Consider the following 14,293-nt stretch of genomic DNA (forward strand, 5'->3'; position numbering starts at 1 on the left):
GCCGTCCATGACCATCGATTCCAATCCGCCCGCCACCCCGCCCGACCGTTCCAGCCGCGAATATCCCGACCGACCCTGGGTCGGTGTCGGGGCCGTCGTCTGGCGCGGGGACAAGGTGCTGCTGATCCGGCGGGGCAAGGCGCCGCGGATGGGGCAGTGGAGCCTGCCGGGAGGGGCGCAATCGGTCGGCGAAACAGTGTTCGAGACCGCGGTGCGCGAGGTGCGCGAGGAGACCGGGTTGGAGGTGGTGCCGACCGGGATCGTCACCGTGGTCGACGCCATCACCCCCGATGCCGAAGGGCGCGTCCATTACCACTATACGCTGGTCGAAGTGGTGGCCGAGAGTGCCGAGGGCGACCCGATCTGCGCCGACGATGCGCTGGAAGCCTGCTGGGCCACCGCCGAGGAGGCGGGCGAACTGACGGAATGGGACGAGACCCGGCGGGTCATCCTGATGTCTGCGGCCCAGCGGCGGAACCCGAGCCCATAGGCCGCAGGGTACCGATGACGCTCCGCTCGGCCAGGAACTCGCTCACCCCGTCGGCGCTCAGCGGGCGCGACAGCCAATAGCCTTGCAGAACGTCGCAGCGGTAGGCCTGCAGATAGAGCCGCTGTTCCGGCGTCTCCACCCCTTCCGCCACCACGCCCAAATCCAGCGCGTGGGCCAGCGCCACCACCGCCTGGACGATGGCGGCGGCGTCGCGGTCCTCGACCATCGCCTGGACGAACTGCTTGTCGATCTTCAGCGCTTCCACCGGCACCCGGCGCAGGGTGGCCAGCGACGACCAGCCGGTGCCGAAATCGTCCAGCACCAGCCGGATTCCGGCACCGCGCAATTGCAACAAGGCCTCGCGCGCGTCGGCGCTCTGGCTGAACATGCTGGTTTCGGTCAGCTCCAGCTTCAGGTTGGCGGCCGGCAGGCCGGTCTCCGCCAGGATCGCCAGCACCTTCAACACCAGCCCCGGATCGTCGAGCTGCCGCGCCGACAGGTTCACCGACACCGGAATGTCGGGATAGCCGGCACGCAGCCAGCCGGCGGCCACCCTGCAGGCGGTCCGCAGGGTCCATTCGCCCAGCAGGTGGATCGCTTCCCCCTGCTCCGCCATCGGCACGAAGACGTCGGGCGGCAGCATGGTGCCGTCGGACAGGCGCCAGCGCGACAGCGCCTCGAAGCCGGTCAGGCGGCTGGTGACGACGTCCGCCTGCGGCTGAAAGACCAGGGAAAGCTCCTGCCGCTCGATGGCGTCGCGCACCCGCTCGGCGAATCCCGCGCCGGATGCCCCCTGTGCATTGGGTCCGTTCGACGTCGCGTGCGTGTTCGCCACCGTCCGCTCCCTCTCGACATCCGTTCCTTGGCACTCACTGCCATAACAACCACAGGAACGATTTGTTAACCATGTCGCGAAAGAGCTTGACGAATTTTATATGGTTACGAAAGTGTTAACGTGGCTGGATCGGTGACAAGAAAAGGTCGAAGCGGAAGCCGCGCCATACCCCCATCGGGAGCGGACGGTCACGCCCGTGCTGCCCCTCGTTTGAGACGGCTGGGCAGAAGCTCCCCCGATTGATCGAGAACGGGATAGGCGGCGGCGACCAGATGGGCGTTGATCCGGCGCAGGTCGCGCAGGATGTCCAGATGAAGGGCGCTGGTCTCGACACTTTCCTTGCGGCCGGCGCGCAGACGGGCGAAATGCGCCTCGGTGGCGCTGGTTTCCAGATCGCGGATCACCTCCTTTTCATGGATCAGCGCGCGGGCGGACCGGACATCGCCCGACACGAAGACGGCGGCGGCCAGACGCTGGGTCTCGCTCAGCCGTTCCAGCATGCCGGCGATCTCGGCGGCCCCCTCGGTGGAGAAGCGCAGCCTGCGCCGGATTTTCTTGGAGGCCGCTTCCATCAGGTTGCGGTCGACGATGTCGCCGACATGCTCCAGGTTGATGGTGAAGGTCAGCACGTCCGACACCCGGCGGGCATCGCGTTCGTCCAGATCCTCGACATTGATCTGGGTGAGGTAGCGCTTGATGGCGTCGTGCAGACGGTCCAGCACATCGTCCATCCGCCGGATTTCCTGCACCCGCTTGCGGTCCTCGGTCTGGATCACGTCCAGCGCGCCGCGCAGCATGCCGTCCACCGTGTCGGCCATGCGCAACGCCTCCCGCGACGCGTTGGCGATGGCGAGGTGGGGGACGCGGAGCGCGCTGCGGTCGAGATAGAGCGGCATCGCCGGATCGGCGACCGCAACCCGTTCCGGGAACATCCGGGTCAGCGCCCGTGCGAACCAGGGAAGCGGGCCGATGAACAACCCGGCCATCGCCAGATTGAAGGCAAGGTGGAAGTTGGCCGCCAGCCGCGTGGCGTCCGGCGATACCGCCTGCAGCCCGGCGGTGATCGGCCCCAGCAGCGGCACGACGATGAGGCAGCCGACGAGCCGGTTGATGAGGTTGCCGACCGGCAGCCGCCTAGCCGCCGGGTTGCGGCCGTCGCCGCCCGGCCCCTCAATCACCGGATTGACGGCGCTGCCCAGATTGGCGCCGGCGACCATGGCGACCGCGGCCTCCGGCCCGATCACCCCGCCGCCGGCCAGCGAAGCGATCAGGAGGATGGCGGCGACGCTGGAATGGGCGGCCCAGGACAGCAGCGCCGCCAGCATTACCGCCACCACCGGATCGGCGGTCAGCATCGCCAGCATCCGCCGCAGCATCGGCGCGTTCTCCGCCGGGGCGATGGTCGCCAGCAGCAGGTGCAGCGACAGCAGCATCAGGCCCAGCCCGATGGCGACCCGGCCCAGGTCGCGGCTGCGCGTCCGCGCGCCGCGGCGGAAGGCGATGAAGCCGCCCAACAGCAGGACCGGCGCCACATGGGCGACGTCGAAAGCCAGAATCTGCACGATCAGGGTGGAGCCGACATTGGCGCCCAGCATCACCGCCAGCGCCGGCATCAGCGACACCAGCCCGGTGGCGGTGAAACCGGTCGCCATCAGGCCGGTGGCGGTGCTGCTCTGCAGCAGCATGGTGATGCCCATGCCGGACAGGAAGGCGGTCCAGCGGTTGCGCAGCCCGGCCCCCAGGATGCGGCGCAGGTCGCCGCCCAGCGCACGGGTCAGCCCGCTCTGCACCATGTGCAGCCCCCACAGGAGCAGCACGACATTCCCGGCCAGTTCCAGCAGCACCCGCGTCGCCTGCATCGCACCCCCTGTGTCGGGCCCCATGTCGGGCTGGAGTGCGAGTGGGCCGCACCCCTAACTGAAGGGTGGGGAGCGCCGATTGTTACGACAATATGACAGTTGGGTGACGGCGGAGGTGGAAAGGGGGCGGTGATGCCACCGCCCCCTCGAAAACTCCGTCCAATCAGACGTTGAAGCGGAAGTGGAAGATGTCGCCGTCCTGGACGACATATTCCTTGCCTTCCTGGCGCATCTTGCCGGCGTCCTTCGCCCCCTGCTCGCCACCCAGCGTGACGAAGCTGGTGTAGTCGATGGTCTCGGCACGGATGAAGCCGCGCTCGAAGTCGGTATGGATGACGCCGGCGGCCTCGGGCGCCTTGGCGTTGCGGCGCACGGTCCAGGCGCGCGTCTCCTTCGGACCGACGGTGAAGAAGGTGATCAGGTCCAGCAGCTTGAAGCCGGCGCGGATCAGCTTGTTAAGGCCCGTTTCCTCCAGCCCCATCGATTCCAGGAATTCGGCCTTCTCGGCCGGGTCGGCGAGCTGGGCGACTTCGGACTCGATGGCGGCGGAGATGACGACGACCTCGGCGTTCTCGGCCTTGGCCTTCTCGGCAACCTTGGCGGAGAAGGCGTTGCCGGTGGCGGCCGACGCCTCTTCCACGTTGCAGACATAGAGCACCGGCTTGTCGGTCAGCAGCATGAACTGCTTGAACACCGGCTTCTCTTCGTCCGACAGCTCGACCACGCGAGCGGGCTTGCCGTCCTGCAGCACCTTGAGGGCGCGCTCCATCAGGTCGGCCTTGATCTTGCTGTCCTTGTCGCCGCCCTTGGCCTTCTTCTGCAGGCTGGTCAGCTGTCGTTCCAGGCTTTCCATGTCGGCGAGCATCAGCTCGGTCTCGACCACCTCGGCGTCGCGCAGCGGATCGACGTTGCCCTCGACATGGGTGATGTCGTCGTCCTCGAAGCAGCGCAGCACATGGACGATGGCGTCGACCTCGCGGATGTTGGCGAGGAACTGGTTGCCCAGCCCTTCACCCTTCGACGCGCCGCGGATCAGGCCGGCGATGTCCACGAACTCCAGCTGGGTCGGGACGACCTTCTGCGACTTGGCGATTTCGGCCAGCTTGTCCTGCCGCGTGTCGGGCACGCCGACGCGGCCGACGTTCGGCTCCTTGGTGCAGAAGGGGAAATTCGCCGCCTCCGCCGCCTGGGTGGCAGTCAGCGCGTTGAAAAGGGTCGACTTGCCGACGTTCGGCAGGCCGACGATGCCGCAATTGAAGCCCATGGGTGGGTGCTCGCCGTCGGAAATTCTGGAATTGAGGCGCTTTATCCTACGAAGGGGGACAAAGCGCAAACGCGAAGTGGGGGAGGAACTGGCAGGCCGCGGCTTATCGCGCCTGCGTCGCCACCGTCACCTTGTTCATGAACAGCTCCGGTTGGCCTTCCACCATCAGGGGGAGGTTGTCGGAGACGGCATCCAGCAGCGGGTCGATCCAACCCTGGTCGGCCTTGGCGAAGTCGTGCAGGACGTAGCCGCTGACCAGATCCTTGTTGCCGGGATGGCCGATGCCGAGGCGGATGCGCCAGTATTCCTTGCCGATATGCGCGTCGATGGAGCGCAGGCCGTTGTGCCCGCCATGGCCGCCGCCCTTCTTCACCCGGATCCTGCCGGGGGGCAGGTCCAGCTCGTCATGGATGACGACGACGTTCTCGGGCTTCAATTTGTAGAATTGCAGGGCCGCAACCACCGACTGGCCGGACAGGTTCATGAAGGTGGCGGGCTCCAGCGCCAGCACCTTGTCGCCGGCGACGGTGCCCTCGGCGGTCTGGCCCTGGAAACGCTTCTTCCACGGGGTGAAGCGATGGCGTCGGGCGATGGTCTCCGCCGCCATGAAGCCGATGTTGTGGCGGTTGCGGGCATACTCGTTGCCGGGGTTGCCCAATCCGACCAGAAGCAGCATGTCCCTCACCCTTTGGAAAGCACTCTCCACAAACGAAGCGGGGGGCCGAAGCCCCCCACCGTAACCATCTTCGAAGGTCGAACGCTCCCGATCAGGCAGCGGCGCCTTCTTCCGACTTCAGGCCCGACGGCGCAACGATGGTCGCGATGGTGAAATCGCGGTCGGTGATCGTCGAGGTCACACCCTCCGGCAGCTTGACCGAGGAGATGTGGATCGAATCGCCGACGTCGAAGCCTTCGCACGAGATGGTGATGTGCTCGGGGATGTTGTCGGCCGGGCAGCTCAGCTCCAGCTCGTGGCGGACGATGTTCAGCACACCGCCGCGCTTCAGGCCGGCCGACTTGTCCTGATCGGCGAACTCGACCGGAACCTGCACGTTGATGCGGGTGTCGGAGGAGACGCGCAGGAAGTCGACATGCAGCGGGACGTCGGTCACCGGGTGGAACTGCACGTCGCGCGGCAGGACGCGATGGGCCGTACCGTCGACGGTCACGTCGAACAGGTGGGTGAAGAAGCCCGGCTGATGCAGGACGCGGGTGAACTCGAACTTCTCGAGCGAAATGGTAACAGGAGCCTGCTTACCACCGTAGATGACGGCCGGGATACGGCCGTCACGGCGGGTCTGGCGGGCGGTCCCCTTGCCGGCCCGTTCGCGCGTCTCAGCGCCGAGCGGAATGATCTTGGTCATGACGATGCTCCAAAACGAAAGGGCGCCGGCCTCCAGGGGTGCCGGCGCATGCGCGGGGTGCATACGGCAATCGGCTGGGCGCGTCAAGGAAAACGGGGCGTTCCCGCGGAGCGACCGCCGCCGGGGAGCTTCCACTCTCCAACGAGCCGAAAGCCGGCAAATTGGGCCTCACCAACGGTGGACGCGCGGCACTTGCGGTGTCATAGTGCGGCCCGCATTCGACCAGCCCCGTGTCCGCGGGGCCAGACTCCGGAATTCGTGAGCGACGATGAGCGAGCCGATCTCCCTGTTCACCAAACTGGCGAACATCCACATCCGTTACGTCACGTGGCGTCGGGGCGCCAAGGTCGGCAGCGACCGCTTCGGCAACGTCTATTACCGCACCAAGGACACCCAGCCCGGCACGCGCGAGCGCCGCTGGGTCCTGTATGCCGGTGAGCCCGACGCCTCCAAGATCCCGCCGGAATGGCACGGGTGGCTGCACCACACCACCAAGGAGCCGCTGCCCGAGGGGTCGAGCGCCTTCCACAAGCCGTGGCAGAAGGAACATCTGCCCAACATGTCGGGCTCGGTCCAGGCCTACCGTCCGCCCGGCCATGTGCTGGCTGGCGGACAGCGCGTGCCGGCCACCGGCGATTACGAGCCCTGGACGCCGAGCTGATCCCTGCCGGGACTGACCATCACGTCGGAACGGAATGCCCGGCCCCTTTCGGGCCGGGTTTCGATTCGGGAACTCGCAGCAGGATAGCTCTATGCGCCGGAATGTGATCGAAACCGTGCTGGGCGGCGTCGTGCTCGCCGTGGCCGCCGTGTTCCTTGCCTTCGCCTACAAAAGCGCCGACCTGCGCAAGGTGCAGGGCTATGACATCACCGCCAACTTCAACAGCATCACCGGCCTGCAGAGCGGCGCCGACGTGCGCATCAGTGGCGTGAAGGTCGGCACGGTGACCGGGCTGACGCTCGACCCCACCACCTATCAGGCGGTCGTCCATCTGTCGGTCGACAACTCGGTGAAGCTGCCCAAGGACACCGCGGCGGTCATCGCGTCGGAAAGCCTGCTGGGCGGCAAGTTCCTGTCGCTGGAGCCGGGCGGCGATCCCGACATGATCAAGGCGAACGGCAAGATCGAGTTCACGCAGAGCACTCCGGGCCTGGAGCAGCTGCTGGGGCAGGTCATCTTCTCGCTGCAGAGCATGAGCAAGTCGGGTGACCAGGCCAACGGCCAGTCCGCCGGCGGCCAGCAGGGTCAGGCTCCCGGCCAGGCGCCGGCCCAGCCGCCGAAGCTGTAATCACTCGAACCCTGGGCGTGGCCGGAACCGACGGCCACGCTCAAGCGTTCCTCCTGCAATCCGGATGGCGATGCTCCCGGAATACGAGGCAGGAGGAAATGCGATGCGTCTGTCCCATTTGGCCGTGCTCGGCCTTGCCCTGGCGATCGCCGCCTGCGGCGCCGACATGGAAGAGAAATCGGCCACCGGCGGGCTTGGCGGCGCCGCGGCCGGCGCGGTGGTCGGCGGGCCGGTGGGTGCCGTGGTCGGGGCCGCCGCGGGTGCCGGCGCCGGTGCGGCGGCCCAGAAGATCGAAGACCGGAACGAGGCCCAAAGCGGGTCCGGCGCCACCCACAGCGCCCCCGCCTCGCGCAGCACCGTCACGCGCTGAAGCACCCGATCCGCACACAACACACCCAGGCGTCCCCCGCCACTGGACGCTGACCCCGCTTCCGGGATAGAAGGCGGAGCGCCCCGGCAGAGGTCTCATGATTGACCGGATGCTGCCGTGGAGTGCCGTCCGCAATTACGGAAGCGATCCGACGTGACGAGACTTTTCCGACTTCTCCCGCTGGCGGCCGTCCTGCTGGCAACCGCGTCCGTCCAGGCCGCACCGGTCCCGAGCCAGATGATCGAGCGGCCGGCGGCCAAACTGCAATGGTTGGACAAGGTGACCGCCCGCACCTCCACCTTCACCATCAAGGTCGGAGAGACCAAGGCGATGAGCAGCCTGCGCATCACGCTGCGCGCCTGCCGCGAGAACCCGCCGATCGAAACGCCGGAATCCGCCGCTTTCCTGGAAGTGACGGAAATCAAGCCCGGCGAGCAGGCGGAACCGGTCTTCAGCGGCTGGATGTTCGCTTCCAGCCCCGCCCTGTCGGCGATGGAGAACCCGATCTACGACGTGTGGGTTCTGGGCTGCGAGCAGTGAGGTGGGGGTTCAGGCTTATTGCCCCCTCCCCATCCCTCCCCCGCGTTCCGCGGGAGAGGGGGCAGGATGCTTGTAAACGTGAATGAATCCTGAAACGGCGGCAGTCCCCTCTCCCGCGGAACGCGGGGGAGGGTTAGGGAGGGGGCTGCCGCCGCAGAACTTACCCTCTACTCCGCCACCGCCGCGATGGGATTGCCCAGCGCCTTGTCCAGATAGTCGTCCACCTGGATCGCCAGATCGTCGGTGCGGTTGACGAAGAAGTGGCTGGCGCCGGGGACGACGCGGTGGTCGATGCGGATGTCCTTCTGGTGCGACAGCTTGGTCACCAGCTTGGTCACCGCGGCCTGGGGCACCACCTCGTCCTTGTCGCCATGGATGATCAGGCCCGAGGACGGGCACGGCGCCAGGAAGGAGAAGTCGAACAGGTTGGCCGGCGGCGAGACCGAGACGAAGCCGTCGATCTCCGGACGGCGCATCAGAAGCTGCATGCCGATCCAGGCGCCGAAGGACACGCCGCCGATCCAGCAGAGCGGCGCATTGGGGTTGTAGGTCTGCAGCCAATCGAGCGCCGCCGCCGCGTCGGCCAGTTCGCCCTCCCCCTTGTCGTAGGTGCCCTGGCTGCGCCCGACGCCGCGAAAGTTGAAGCGCAGAGCCGAATAGCCGCGCTTGGTGAAGGACTGGAACAGGGTGAAGACCACCTTGTTGTTCATCGTCCCATTGTGCTGCGGGTGCGGGTGCAACAGCAGCGCAACCGGGGCGTTCGGCTGCTTGCCGTGGGTGTAACGGCCTTCCAGGCGACCGGCGGGACCGTTGAAGAGCACTTCAGGCATGGGAACGACGTTCCTGACGCGGACAAAGGGTTGTTGGAACCGCCATGGCGACCGACCGGACCTTCATCCGGCCAACCGCCCCGGCGCACGGGCCTTTCGGGCCCGTCACGGATTTTCCCGTCTTGGAGTGGGGTTTTCCGCACACAATTCTTGACCGTTTTGCTTGGTCATCATATATGCGTCGTAACGTCCTCCGGGACAACCCGCCTGACCCGCCCGATCGACCCCTGCGCTGGCTGGACCGATCGATAAGTCCGGGTCCCTGCCGGCCGGAACCCGAATGGGTACGAACCGGAAAGGTCCTGAACCGCGAGGGTCCGACAGGCCGAAGCCGGGCGCGGGCGGCCGATGAGAGCGGCGGACTATACCACGGCGGGTGATGGCGTGTTCAAGCATCTTCGCGAAGAGATCGATGGGATCATGGCGCGGGACCCCGCCGCCCGGTCCCGGCTGGAGGTGGCGCTCTGCTACCCCGGCTTGCATGCCATCGTGCTCCACCGCATCGCCCGGCGCGCCCGCGACGCCGGCTGGCACACGACCGCCCGGCTGATCTCCCAGATCGCCCGCTCCCTGACCGGCATCGAAATCCATCCGGGCGCCACCATCGGCCGGCGCTTCTTCATCGACCATGGCATGGGCGTGGTGATCGGCGAAACGGCGGAAATCGGCGACGACGTCATGCTCTATCATGGGGTGACGCTGGGCGGCACCTCCCTCAATCCCGGCAAGCGCCATCCGACGCTGGGCGACGGCGTGATCGTCGGCGCCGGCGCCAAGATCCTGGGCGCCATCTCCATCGGGCGCGGCGCGCGCATCGGCGCCAACGCGGTGGTGGTGGCCGACGTGCCCGCCGACACCGCGGTGGTCGGCATCCCGGCCAAGCCGGTCGTGCCGCGAGACCGCGCGGAAACCCGGAAATTCATGCCCTACGGCACCCCCTGCGGCGAGATCCCCGACCCGGTCGCCCGCGCGCTGACCGGCCTGCTCGATCAGGTGACGGCGCTGCAGGCCCGTGTCGGCGAGCTGGAGGCGGACCGCCCGTCCGCCGCCCTCCCCCGTTCAACACCCACACCGCTAGAGACGGTGGCGTCCCACAATGGCGGGATGCACGAAGCACAAGGAGAATCGCGATGAGACTCAGCACCAAGGGACGCTATGCCGTGATGGCGATGGTCGATCTGGCCGCCACCAGCCAGGGCAGCCCGGTCGCGCTGGCGGACATCGCGGAGCGGCAGGAAATCTCGCTGTCCTATCTGGAACAGCTGTTCGCCAAGCTGCGCAAGGGCGGGCTGGTCAAGAGCGTGCGCGGCCCCGGCGGCGGCTATCTGCTGGCCCATCCGGCCGACGCCACCCGCGTGTCCGACATCATCCTGGCGGTGGACGAGCCGATCCGCACCACCCGCTGCGCCAACGGCACGCCGCAGGGCTGTCGCACCAACCGCTCGCGCTGCCTGACCCATGACCTGTGGGAAGAACTGGGCAACCAGATCCATATGTATCTCAGCTCGGTCACCGTCGCCGACGTGGTGGAGCGGCGGATCATCGGCACCAGCGGCCTGAACCTGCTGCGTCCGGCCCCGGCCGCCGACAGCACCGCGGTCGCCGCCGCCGAATGAGATTTGCCATCGCTGCTGAGCGTGCCTGAAAAGTGACCGTCCCGTTCGTTTCCCCCTTCCGGCGGACCGGTGTCTATCTCGACCATAACGCCACCGCTCCGCTGAAGCCGGAGGTCAAGGCGGCGATGGGTCAGGCGATGGATCTGGTCGGCAACCCGTCCTCCGTTCACGCCTTCGGCCGCAGCGCCCGCCGGGCGGTGGAGGAGGCGCGCGCCGCCGTCGCGGCACTGGCGGGCGTGAAGCCGGCGCAGGTGCTGTTCACCGGCAGCGGGACGGAGGCGAACAACTTCGCGCTGCGCGGCTTCCCCGGCCGACGGCTGCTGACCTCCGCCATCGAGCATGAGTCGGTGCTGGCCGCTTGGCCCGATGCGGAGCGCTTCGGCGTAACCCGCGACGGCGTCGCCGACCTGGAGGAGCTGGAGCGCCGGCTCGCCGCTGCGGACGGTCCGGCTCTGGTCTCGCTGATGCTGGTCAACAACGAGACCGGAGTGATCCAGCCGGTGGCCGAGGCCGCCCGCATCGCCCATGCCCATGGCGCGCTGGTCCATTGCGACGCGGTGCAGGCCGCCGGGCGGCTGCCGCTGTCGCTGCCCGACCTCGGCGTCGACCTGATGACGCTGTCGGCCCACAAGCTGGGCGGCCCGACCGGCGTCGGCGCGCTGGTCCTGGCCGAAGGGCTGGAGCCCGACGCGCTGATCCGCGGCGGCGGACAGGAACGGCGGAAGCGGGCTGGCACCGAGAACCTGCTGGGCATCGTCGGTTTCGGCGCCGCCGCAAGGCTGGCGCGGGAGGGTTTGGCGGAGGCCGCCGACCTCGCGGCCCTGCGCGACCGGCTGGAGCGCGAGGCGCTGGCCGCCGTGCCGCGCGCCCAGGTGATGGGGGCCGGTGCAGCGCGGGTCGCCAACACCAGCTGCCTGATGCTGCCCGGCCTGCCCGGCGAGACCCAGGTGATGACGCTGGACCTCGCTGGGGTGGCGGTCAGCGCCGGATCGGCCTGTTCCAGCGGCAAGGTGAAGCCGTCCCATGTGTTGGCGGCGATGGGCGAGGACGACCGGTCCGCGGCCAGCGCCATCCGTGTCAGCCTGGGCTGGACCAGCGACGACGAGGCGGTCGACCGCTTCCTGACGGCCTGGACCGCGATGGCGCGGCGAAGCGCGTCTGCGGATGGCTGAGTTCCGCTGTCGGCGGCCTGCCGCCCGCCATGCCCGCGCGACCATCTGTCCCCCGCCCGGAAAGTCCGCATTCGCGCATTGCGCCGGCTGCGGCTTATGGGTATGACCCCGCGGAAGGCCCGCCGGCTTGCAGTGGCGGCCTGATGTCGGGGTATCGATCCTATCGGCCGATCCTTTCGGCGTTTTGACGGACTGTGCGCATGACCCGTTCCAAATCCGGCCCGCCCGGCAACAGCAGCGGCGGAATTTCCGGCGCCATCGCCGGCGATCTGGAGCCCTGCGGCACCTGCGGCCGCTCGGTGGCGCCGCGCGCCCTGTTCTGCCACGCCTGCGGTGCGGCCCAGCCGCCGCGGCCGCTCGACCCCTTCACCCGGCTGGGGCTGGAACGCCGCTTCGACATCGATCTGGAGCAGTTGTCGAAGCAGCATGCCGGCTTCACCCGCGCCATGGACCCGGATCGCTTCGCCGCCCGCGGCCCGCGCCAGCAGGCCAACGCCAAGGCCCAGGTCGAGGCCCTGCGCGACGCCTATGACGTGCTGCGCGATCCAATCCGCCGCGCCCATGCGCTGCTGACCCTGCTGGGCGCCACGCCGGCCGTCGACGACGCGGACGGCAATGGGGATGAAGAGATCGCCGACCTCGCCACCCGGCTGTCCCGCGCCGAGGACGCGCTGGAGTTGGACCGCATCGGGGCGGACCTCAGCCAGCGGGTCGAGGCCTGCATCAAGTATCTCACCCCCGCCTTCCGCAAGGCGCAGACGGCCTCCGGCCCGGAAAGCCCGCCGGCCTCCGACGGTGCCGCCCGCATCCTGGCCCGGCTGGAACGGCTGGAGGCGCTGGCCGCCGACGTCCGCGACCGCCGCGCCGCCCTGACACCGCCGCGGCCCTGATCCGCTTTTCCCTGACAATCGCCTCTTACAACCGCCCCTTACAACCGCTAGGCAACCTTAAAGGAACGAGGACCCCATGCCCAAGATGACCTTCATCGAGCCCGATGGCACCCGCCGCGAGGTGGACGCCCCGCTCGGCCTGTCCGTGCTGGAGATCGCGCACAAGAACAGCCTGGACCTGGAAGGCGCTTGCGAGGGCTCGCTGGCCTGCTCCACCTGCCATGTCGTGATCGAGCCGGAATGGTTCGACGTCCTGCCGGATGCGCAGGAGGACGAGGAGGACATGCTGGACCTCGCCTTCGGCCTGACCAAGACCTCGCGCCTGGGCTGCCAGATCATCATGACCGAAGAGTTGGACGGTCTGATCGTCCGCCTGCCGGGCGGCAGCAACAACGCGATGAAGTGACGGTCCAGGGGAACCCTGTTCCGGCCGCCGGGGTCCGCGTCGCGCGATGTGGTGCCCGGCGGCCCTCTTTTCCTGCCGTTCCCCTGTCCCTGCCCTGCTTTCCTACCTTTTCCGGGCGCCTGCCCGCCTTATATAGGGCGCCATGAACTCCCTCGGTCTTTCCAAGCGCCCCCAGGACACCCGCGTCGTTGTCGCGATGTCCGGCGGGGTGGATTCCTCCGTCACCGCAGCCGTTCTGCGGGAGGAGGGCTATGACGTCGTCGGCATCACGCTGCAGCTTTACGACCACGGCCTTGCCCTGCAAAAGCCGGGCGCCTGCTGCGCCGGACAGGACATCTACGACGCCCGTCAGGTCGCCGACCGCATCGGCATCCCGCATTACGTCCTGGATTACGAGGGCCGCTTCAGCCAGGACGTGATGGACGATTTCGCCGACAGCTATCTGCGCGGCGAGACGCCGATCCCCTGCGTGCGCTGCAACCAGCGCGTCAAGTTCCGCGACCTGCTGAACACCGCCCGCGACCTGGGTGCCGACGCGCTCGCCACCGGCCATTACGTCCGCCGCATCGCCGGCCCGCAGGGTGCCGAGTTGCACCGCGCCGTCGATCCGGCCAAGGACCAGAGCTATTTCCTGTTCGCCACCACGCGCGAGCAGTTGGAGTTCCTGCGCTTCCCGCTGGGCGGCCTGACCAAGCCGGAGACCCGCGCGCTGGCCGAGCGCCACGGGCTGGAGGTTGCGGCCAAGCCCGACAGCCAGGACATCTGCTTCGTCCCCAACGGCAATTATGCCGAGGTGGTGGCGAAGCTGCGCCCCGGCTCCGTCGAGCCCGGCGACATCGTCCATGTCGACGGCCGGGTGCTGGGCCGCCACAAGGGGGTCGTCCACTACACCGTCGGCCAGCGCAAGGGGCTGGGCATCGGCGGCATCCGCGGCCAGGAGGAGGAGGCGCTCTATGTCGTCCGCCTGGAGCCCGCCCGCCGCCGCGTCGTCGTCGGCCCACGCCGCGACCTCGCCCGCTCGCTGGTGATGGTGCGCGACGTGAACTGGCTGGGTCCCGATCTGGCCGAGGGTACCGGCATCGAGGTGTCGGTGAAGCTGCGCTCCGCCCAGCCGGCCGCCCCCGCCCGGTGGCGTGCCGGCCCCGACGGCACCGCGCGGGTCGAGTTGCTGGAGCCCCAGCACGGCATCGCTCCCGGTCAGGCCTGCGTCGTCTATCAGGGCGACCGCGTGCTGGGCGGCGGCTGGATTTCCGGCACGGCCGGGGGTGCGGCCGAGGCCATGGAGGCGGGTGAAACGGTGGCCTGAATCAGGGGGTTAGGCAGCTTTCCGCTGACCGGCCGAAAAAAATCGCACCCCCTGAAAATTCC

Annotated in this window: 17 protein-coding genes; 11 read left to right on the forward strand and 6 right to left on the reverse strand. The window is 68.3% G+C overall.

Going from position 1 to position 14,293, the window contains the following annotated elements; translation table 11 throughout:
- The first annotated feature begins 7 nt into the window (after positions 1-7).
- A complete protein-coding gene (locus FZ029_RS01835; RefSeq protein ID WP_149267786.1) occupies positions 8-490 on the forward strand; it encodes an NUDIX hydrolase in 483 nt (160 codons plus the stop codon).
- Here FZ029_RS01835 and FZ029_RS01840 read toward each other — a convergent pair.
- The 5 genes from FZ029_RS01840 to FZ029_RS01860 form a co-directional block, all read right to left on the reverse strand.
- Positions 447-1,325 (reverse strand): EAL domain-containing protein, encoded by an 879-nt coding sequence (locus FZ029_RS01840; RefSeq protein WP_149267787.1) that lies wholly within the window; start codon positions 1,323-1,325, stop codon positions 447-449. The genes FZ029_RS01835 and FZ029_RS01840 overlap by 44 nt on opposite strands.
- A 188-nt stretch (positions 1,326-1,513) precedes the next feature.
- Positions 1,514-3,184: a Na/Pi cotransporter family protein gene (locus FZ029_RS01845; RefSeq protein ID WP_149267788.1), complete on the reverse strand. Its 1,671-nt coding sequence runs from the start codon at positions 3,182-3,184 to the stop codon at positions 1,514-1,516.
- A 163-nt stretch (positions 3,185-3,347) separates the two neighbouring features.
- On the reverse strand, positions 3,348-4,448 hold the full coding sequence (gene ychF, locus FZ029_RS01850; RefSeq protein ID WP_149267789.1) for a redox-regulated ATPase YchF: 1,101 nt from the start codon (positions 4,446-4,448) through the stop codon (positions 3,348-3,350).
- 103 nt (positions 4,449-4,551) lie between these two features.
- Complete coding sequence (pth, locus tag FZ029_RS01855) at positions 4,552-5,124, reverse strand: aminoacyl-tRNA hydrolase (RefSeq protein WP_149267790.1); 573 nt, start codon at positions 5,122-5,124, stop codon at positions 4,552-4,554.
- 91 nt (positions 5,125-5,215) lie between these two features.
- Positions 5,216-5,812: a 50S ribosomal protein L25/general stress protein Ctc gene (locus tag FZ029_RS01860; RefSeq protein WP_149267791.1), complete on the reverse strand. Its 597-nt coding sequence runs from the start codon at positions 5,810-5,812 to the stop codon at positions 5,216-5,218.
- A gap of 268 nt (positions 5,813-6,080) precedes the next feature.
- Between FZ029_RS01860 and FZ029_RS01865 the strand changes: the two genes are divergently transcribed.
- The 4 genes from FZ029_RS01865 to FZ029_RS01880 all read left to right on the forward strand — a co-directional run bounded on the left by FZ029_RS01865 (position 6,081) and on the right by FZ029_RS01880 (position 8,011).
- Positions 6,081-6,473, forward strand: coding sequence for an NADH:ubiquinone oxidoreductase subunit NDUFA12 (locus FZ029_RS01865; RefSeq protein WP_085089864.1), 393 nt, complete (start codon positions 6,081-6,083; stop codon positions 6,471-6,473).
- Positions 6,474-6,564: 91 nt separating this feature from the next.
- Entirely contained in the window at positions 6,565-7,101 is a 537-nt protein-coding gene (gene mlaD / locus FZ029_RS01870) for an outer membrane lipid asymmetry maintenance protein MlaD (protein WP_149267792.1), read from the forward strand.
- 103 nt (positions 7,102-7,204) lie between these two features.
- Positions 7,205-7,471: a hypothetical protein gene (locus FZ029_RS01875; protein WP_149267793.1), complete on the forward strand. Its 267-nt coding sequence runs from the start codon at positions 7,205-7,207 to the stop codon at positions 7,469-7,471.
- Positions 7,472-7,624: 153 nt separating this feature from the next.
- Entirely contained in the window at positions 7,625-8,011 is a 387-nt protein-coding gene (locus FZ029_RS01880) for a DUF2155 domain-containing protein (protein ID WP_149267794.1), read from the forward strand.
- A 167-nt stretch (positions 8,012-8,178) separates the two neighbouring features.
- Here the strand turns inward: FZ029_RS01880 and FZ029_RS01885 are convergent, their stop codons facing one another.
- On the reverse strand, positions 8,179-8,841 hold the full coding sequence (locus FZ029_RS01885; RefSeq protein WP_109073919.1) for an alpha/beta hydrolase: 663 nt from the start codon (positions 8,839-8,841) through the stop codon (positions 8,179-8,181).
- Between the two features lie 348 nt (positions 8,842-9,189).
- On the opposite strand from FZ029_RS01885, the gene cysE reads away from it, so the two are divergent.
- The 6 genes from cysE to mnmA all read left to right on the forward strand — a co-directional run bounded on the left by cysE (position 9,190) and on the right by mnmA (position 14,231).
- Positions 9,190-9,975 carry a serine O-acetyltransferase gene (gene cysE, locus FZ029_RS01890; RefSeq protein WP_149267795.1) on the forward strand — a complete coding sequence of 262 codons (786 nt, stop codon included), beginning with the start codon at positions 9,190-9,192 and terminating at the stop codon, positions 9,973-9,975.
- Positions 9,972-10,457: an Rrf2 family transcriptional regulator gene (locus tag FZ029_RS01895; protein ID WP_085089868.1), complete on the forward strand. Its 486-nt coding sequence runs from the start codon at positions 9,972-9,974 to the stop codon at positions 10,455-10,457. Before cysE ends, FZ029_RS01895 begins: the two co-directional genes overlap by 4 nt.
- Before the next feature lie 32 nt (positions 10,458-10,489).
- Positions 10,490-11,629 carry a cysteine desulfurase family protein gene (locus FZ029_RS01900; RefSeq protein ID WP_149267796.1) on the forward strand — a complete coding sequence of 380 codons (1,140 nt, stop codon included), beginning with the start codon at positions 10,490-10,492 and terminating at the stop codon, positions 11,627-11,629.
- 200 nt (positions 11,630-11,829) lie between these two features.
- The gene (locus tag FZ029_RS01905) at positions 11,830-12,519 is read left to right on the forward strand and encodes a molecular chaperone DnaJ (RefSeq protein ID WP_149267797.1); all 690 of its coding nucleotides are present in this window, start codon (positions 11,830-11,832) and stop codon (positions 12,517-12,519) included.
- Positions 12,520-12,595: 76 nt separating this feature from the next.
- Positions 12,596-12,925: a ferredoxin family 2Fe-2S iron-sulfur cluster binding protein gene (locus tag FZ029_RS01910; RefSeq protein ID WP_109154173.1), complete on the forward strand. Its 330-nt coding sequence runs from the start codon at positions 12,596-12,598 to the stop codon at positions 12,923-12,925.
- Between the two features lie 142 nt (positions 12,926-13,067).
- Positions 13,068-14,231: a tRNA 2-thiouridine(34) synthase MnmA gene (gene mnmA, locus FZ029_RS01915; protein WP_149267798.1), complete on the forward strand. Its 1,164-nt coding sequence runs from the start codon at positions 13,068-13,070 to the stop codon at positions 14,229-14,231.
- Positions 14,232-14,293 lie beyond the last annotated feature (62 nt).

Source organism: Azospirillum sp. Sh1, from assembly GCF_008365135.1.
Classification (GTDB): Bacteria; Pseudomonadota; Alphaproteobacteria; order Azospirillales; family Azospirillaceae; genus Azospirillum; species Azospirillum oryzae.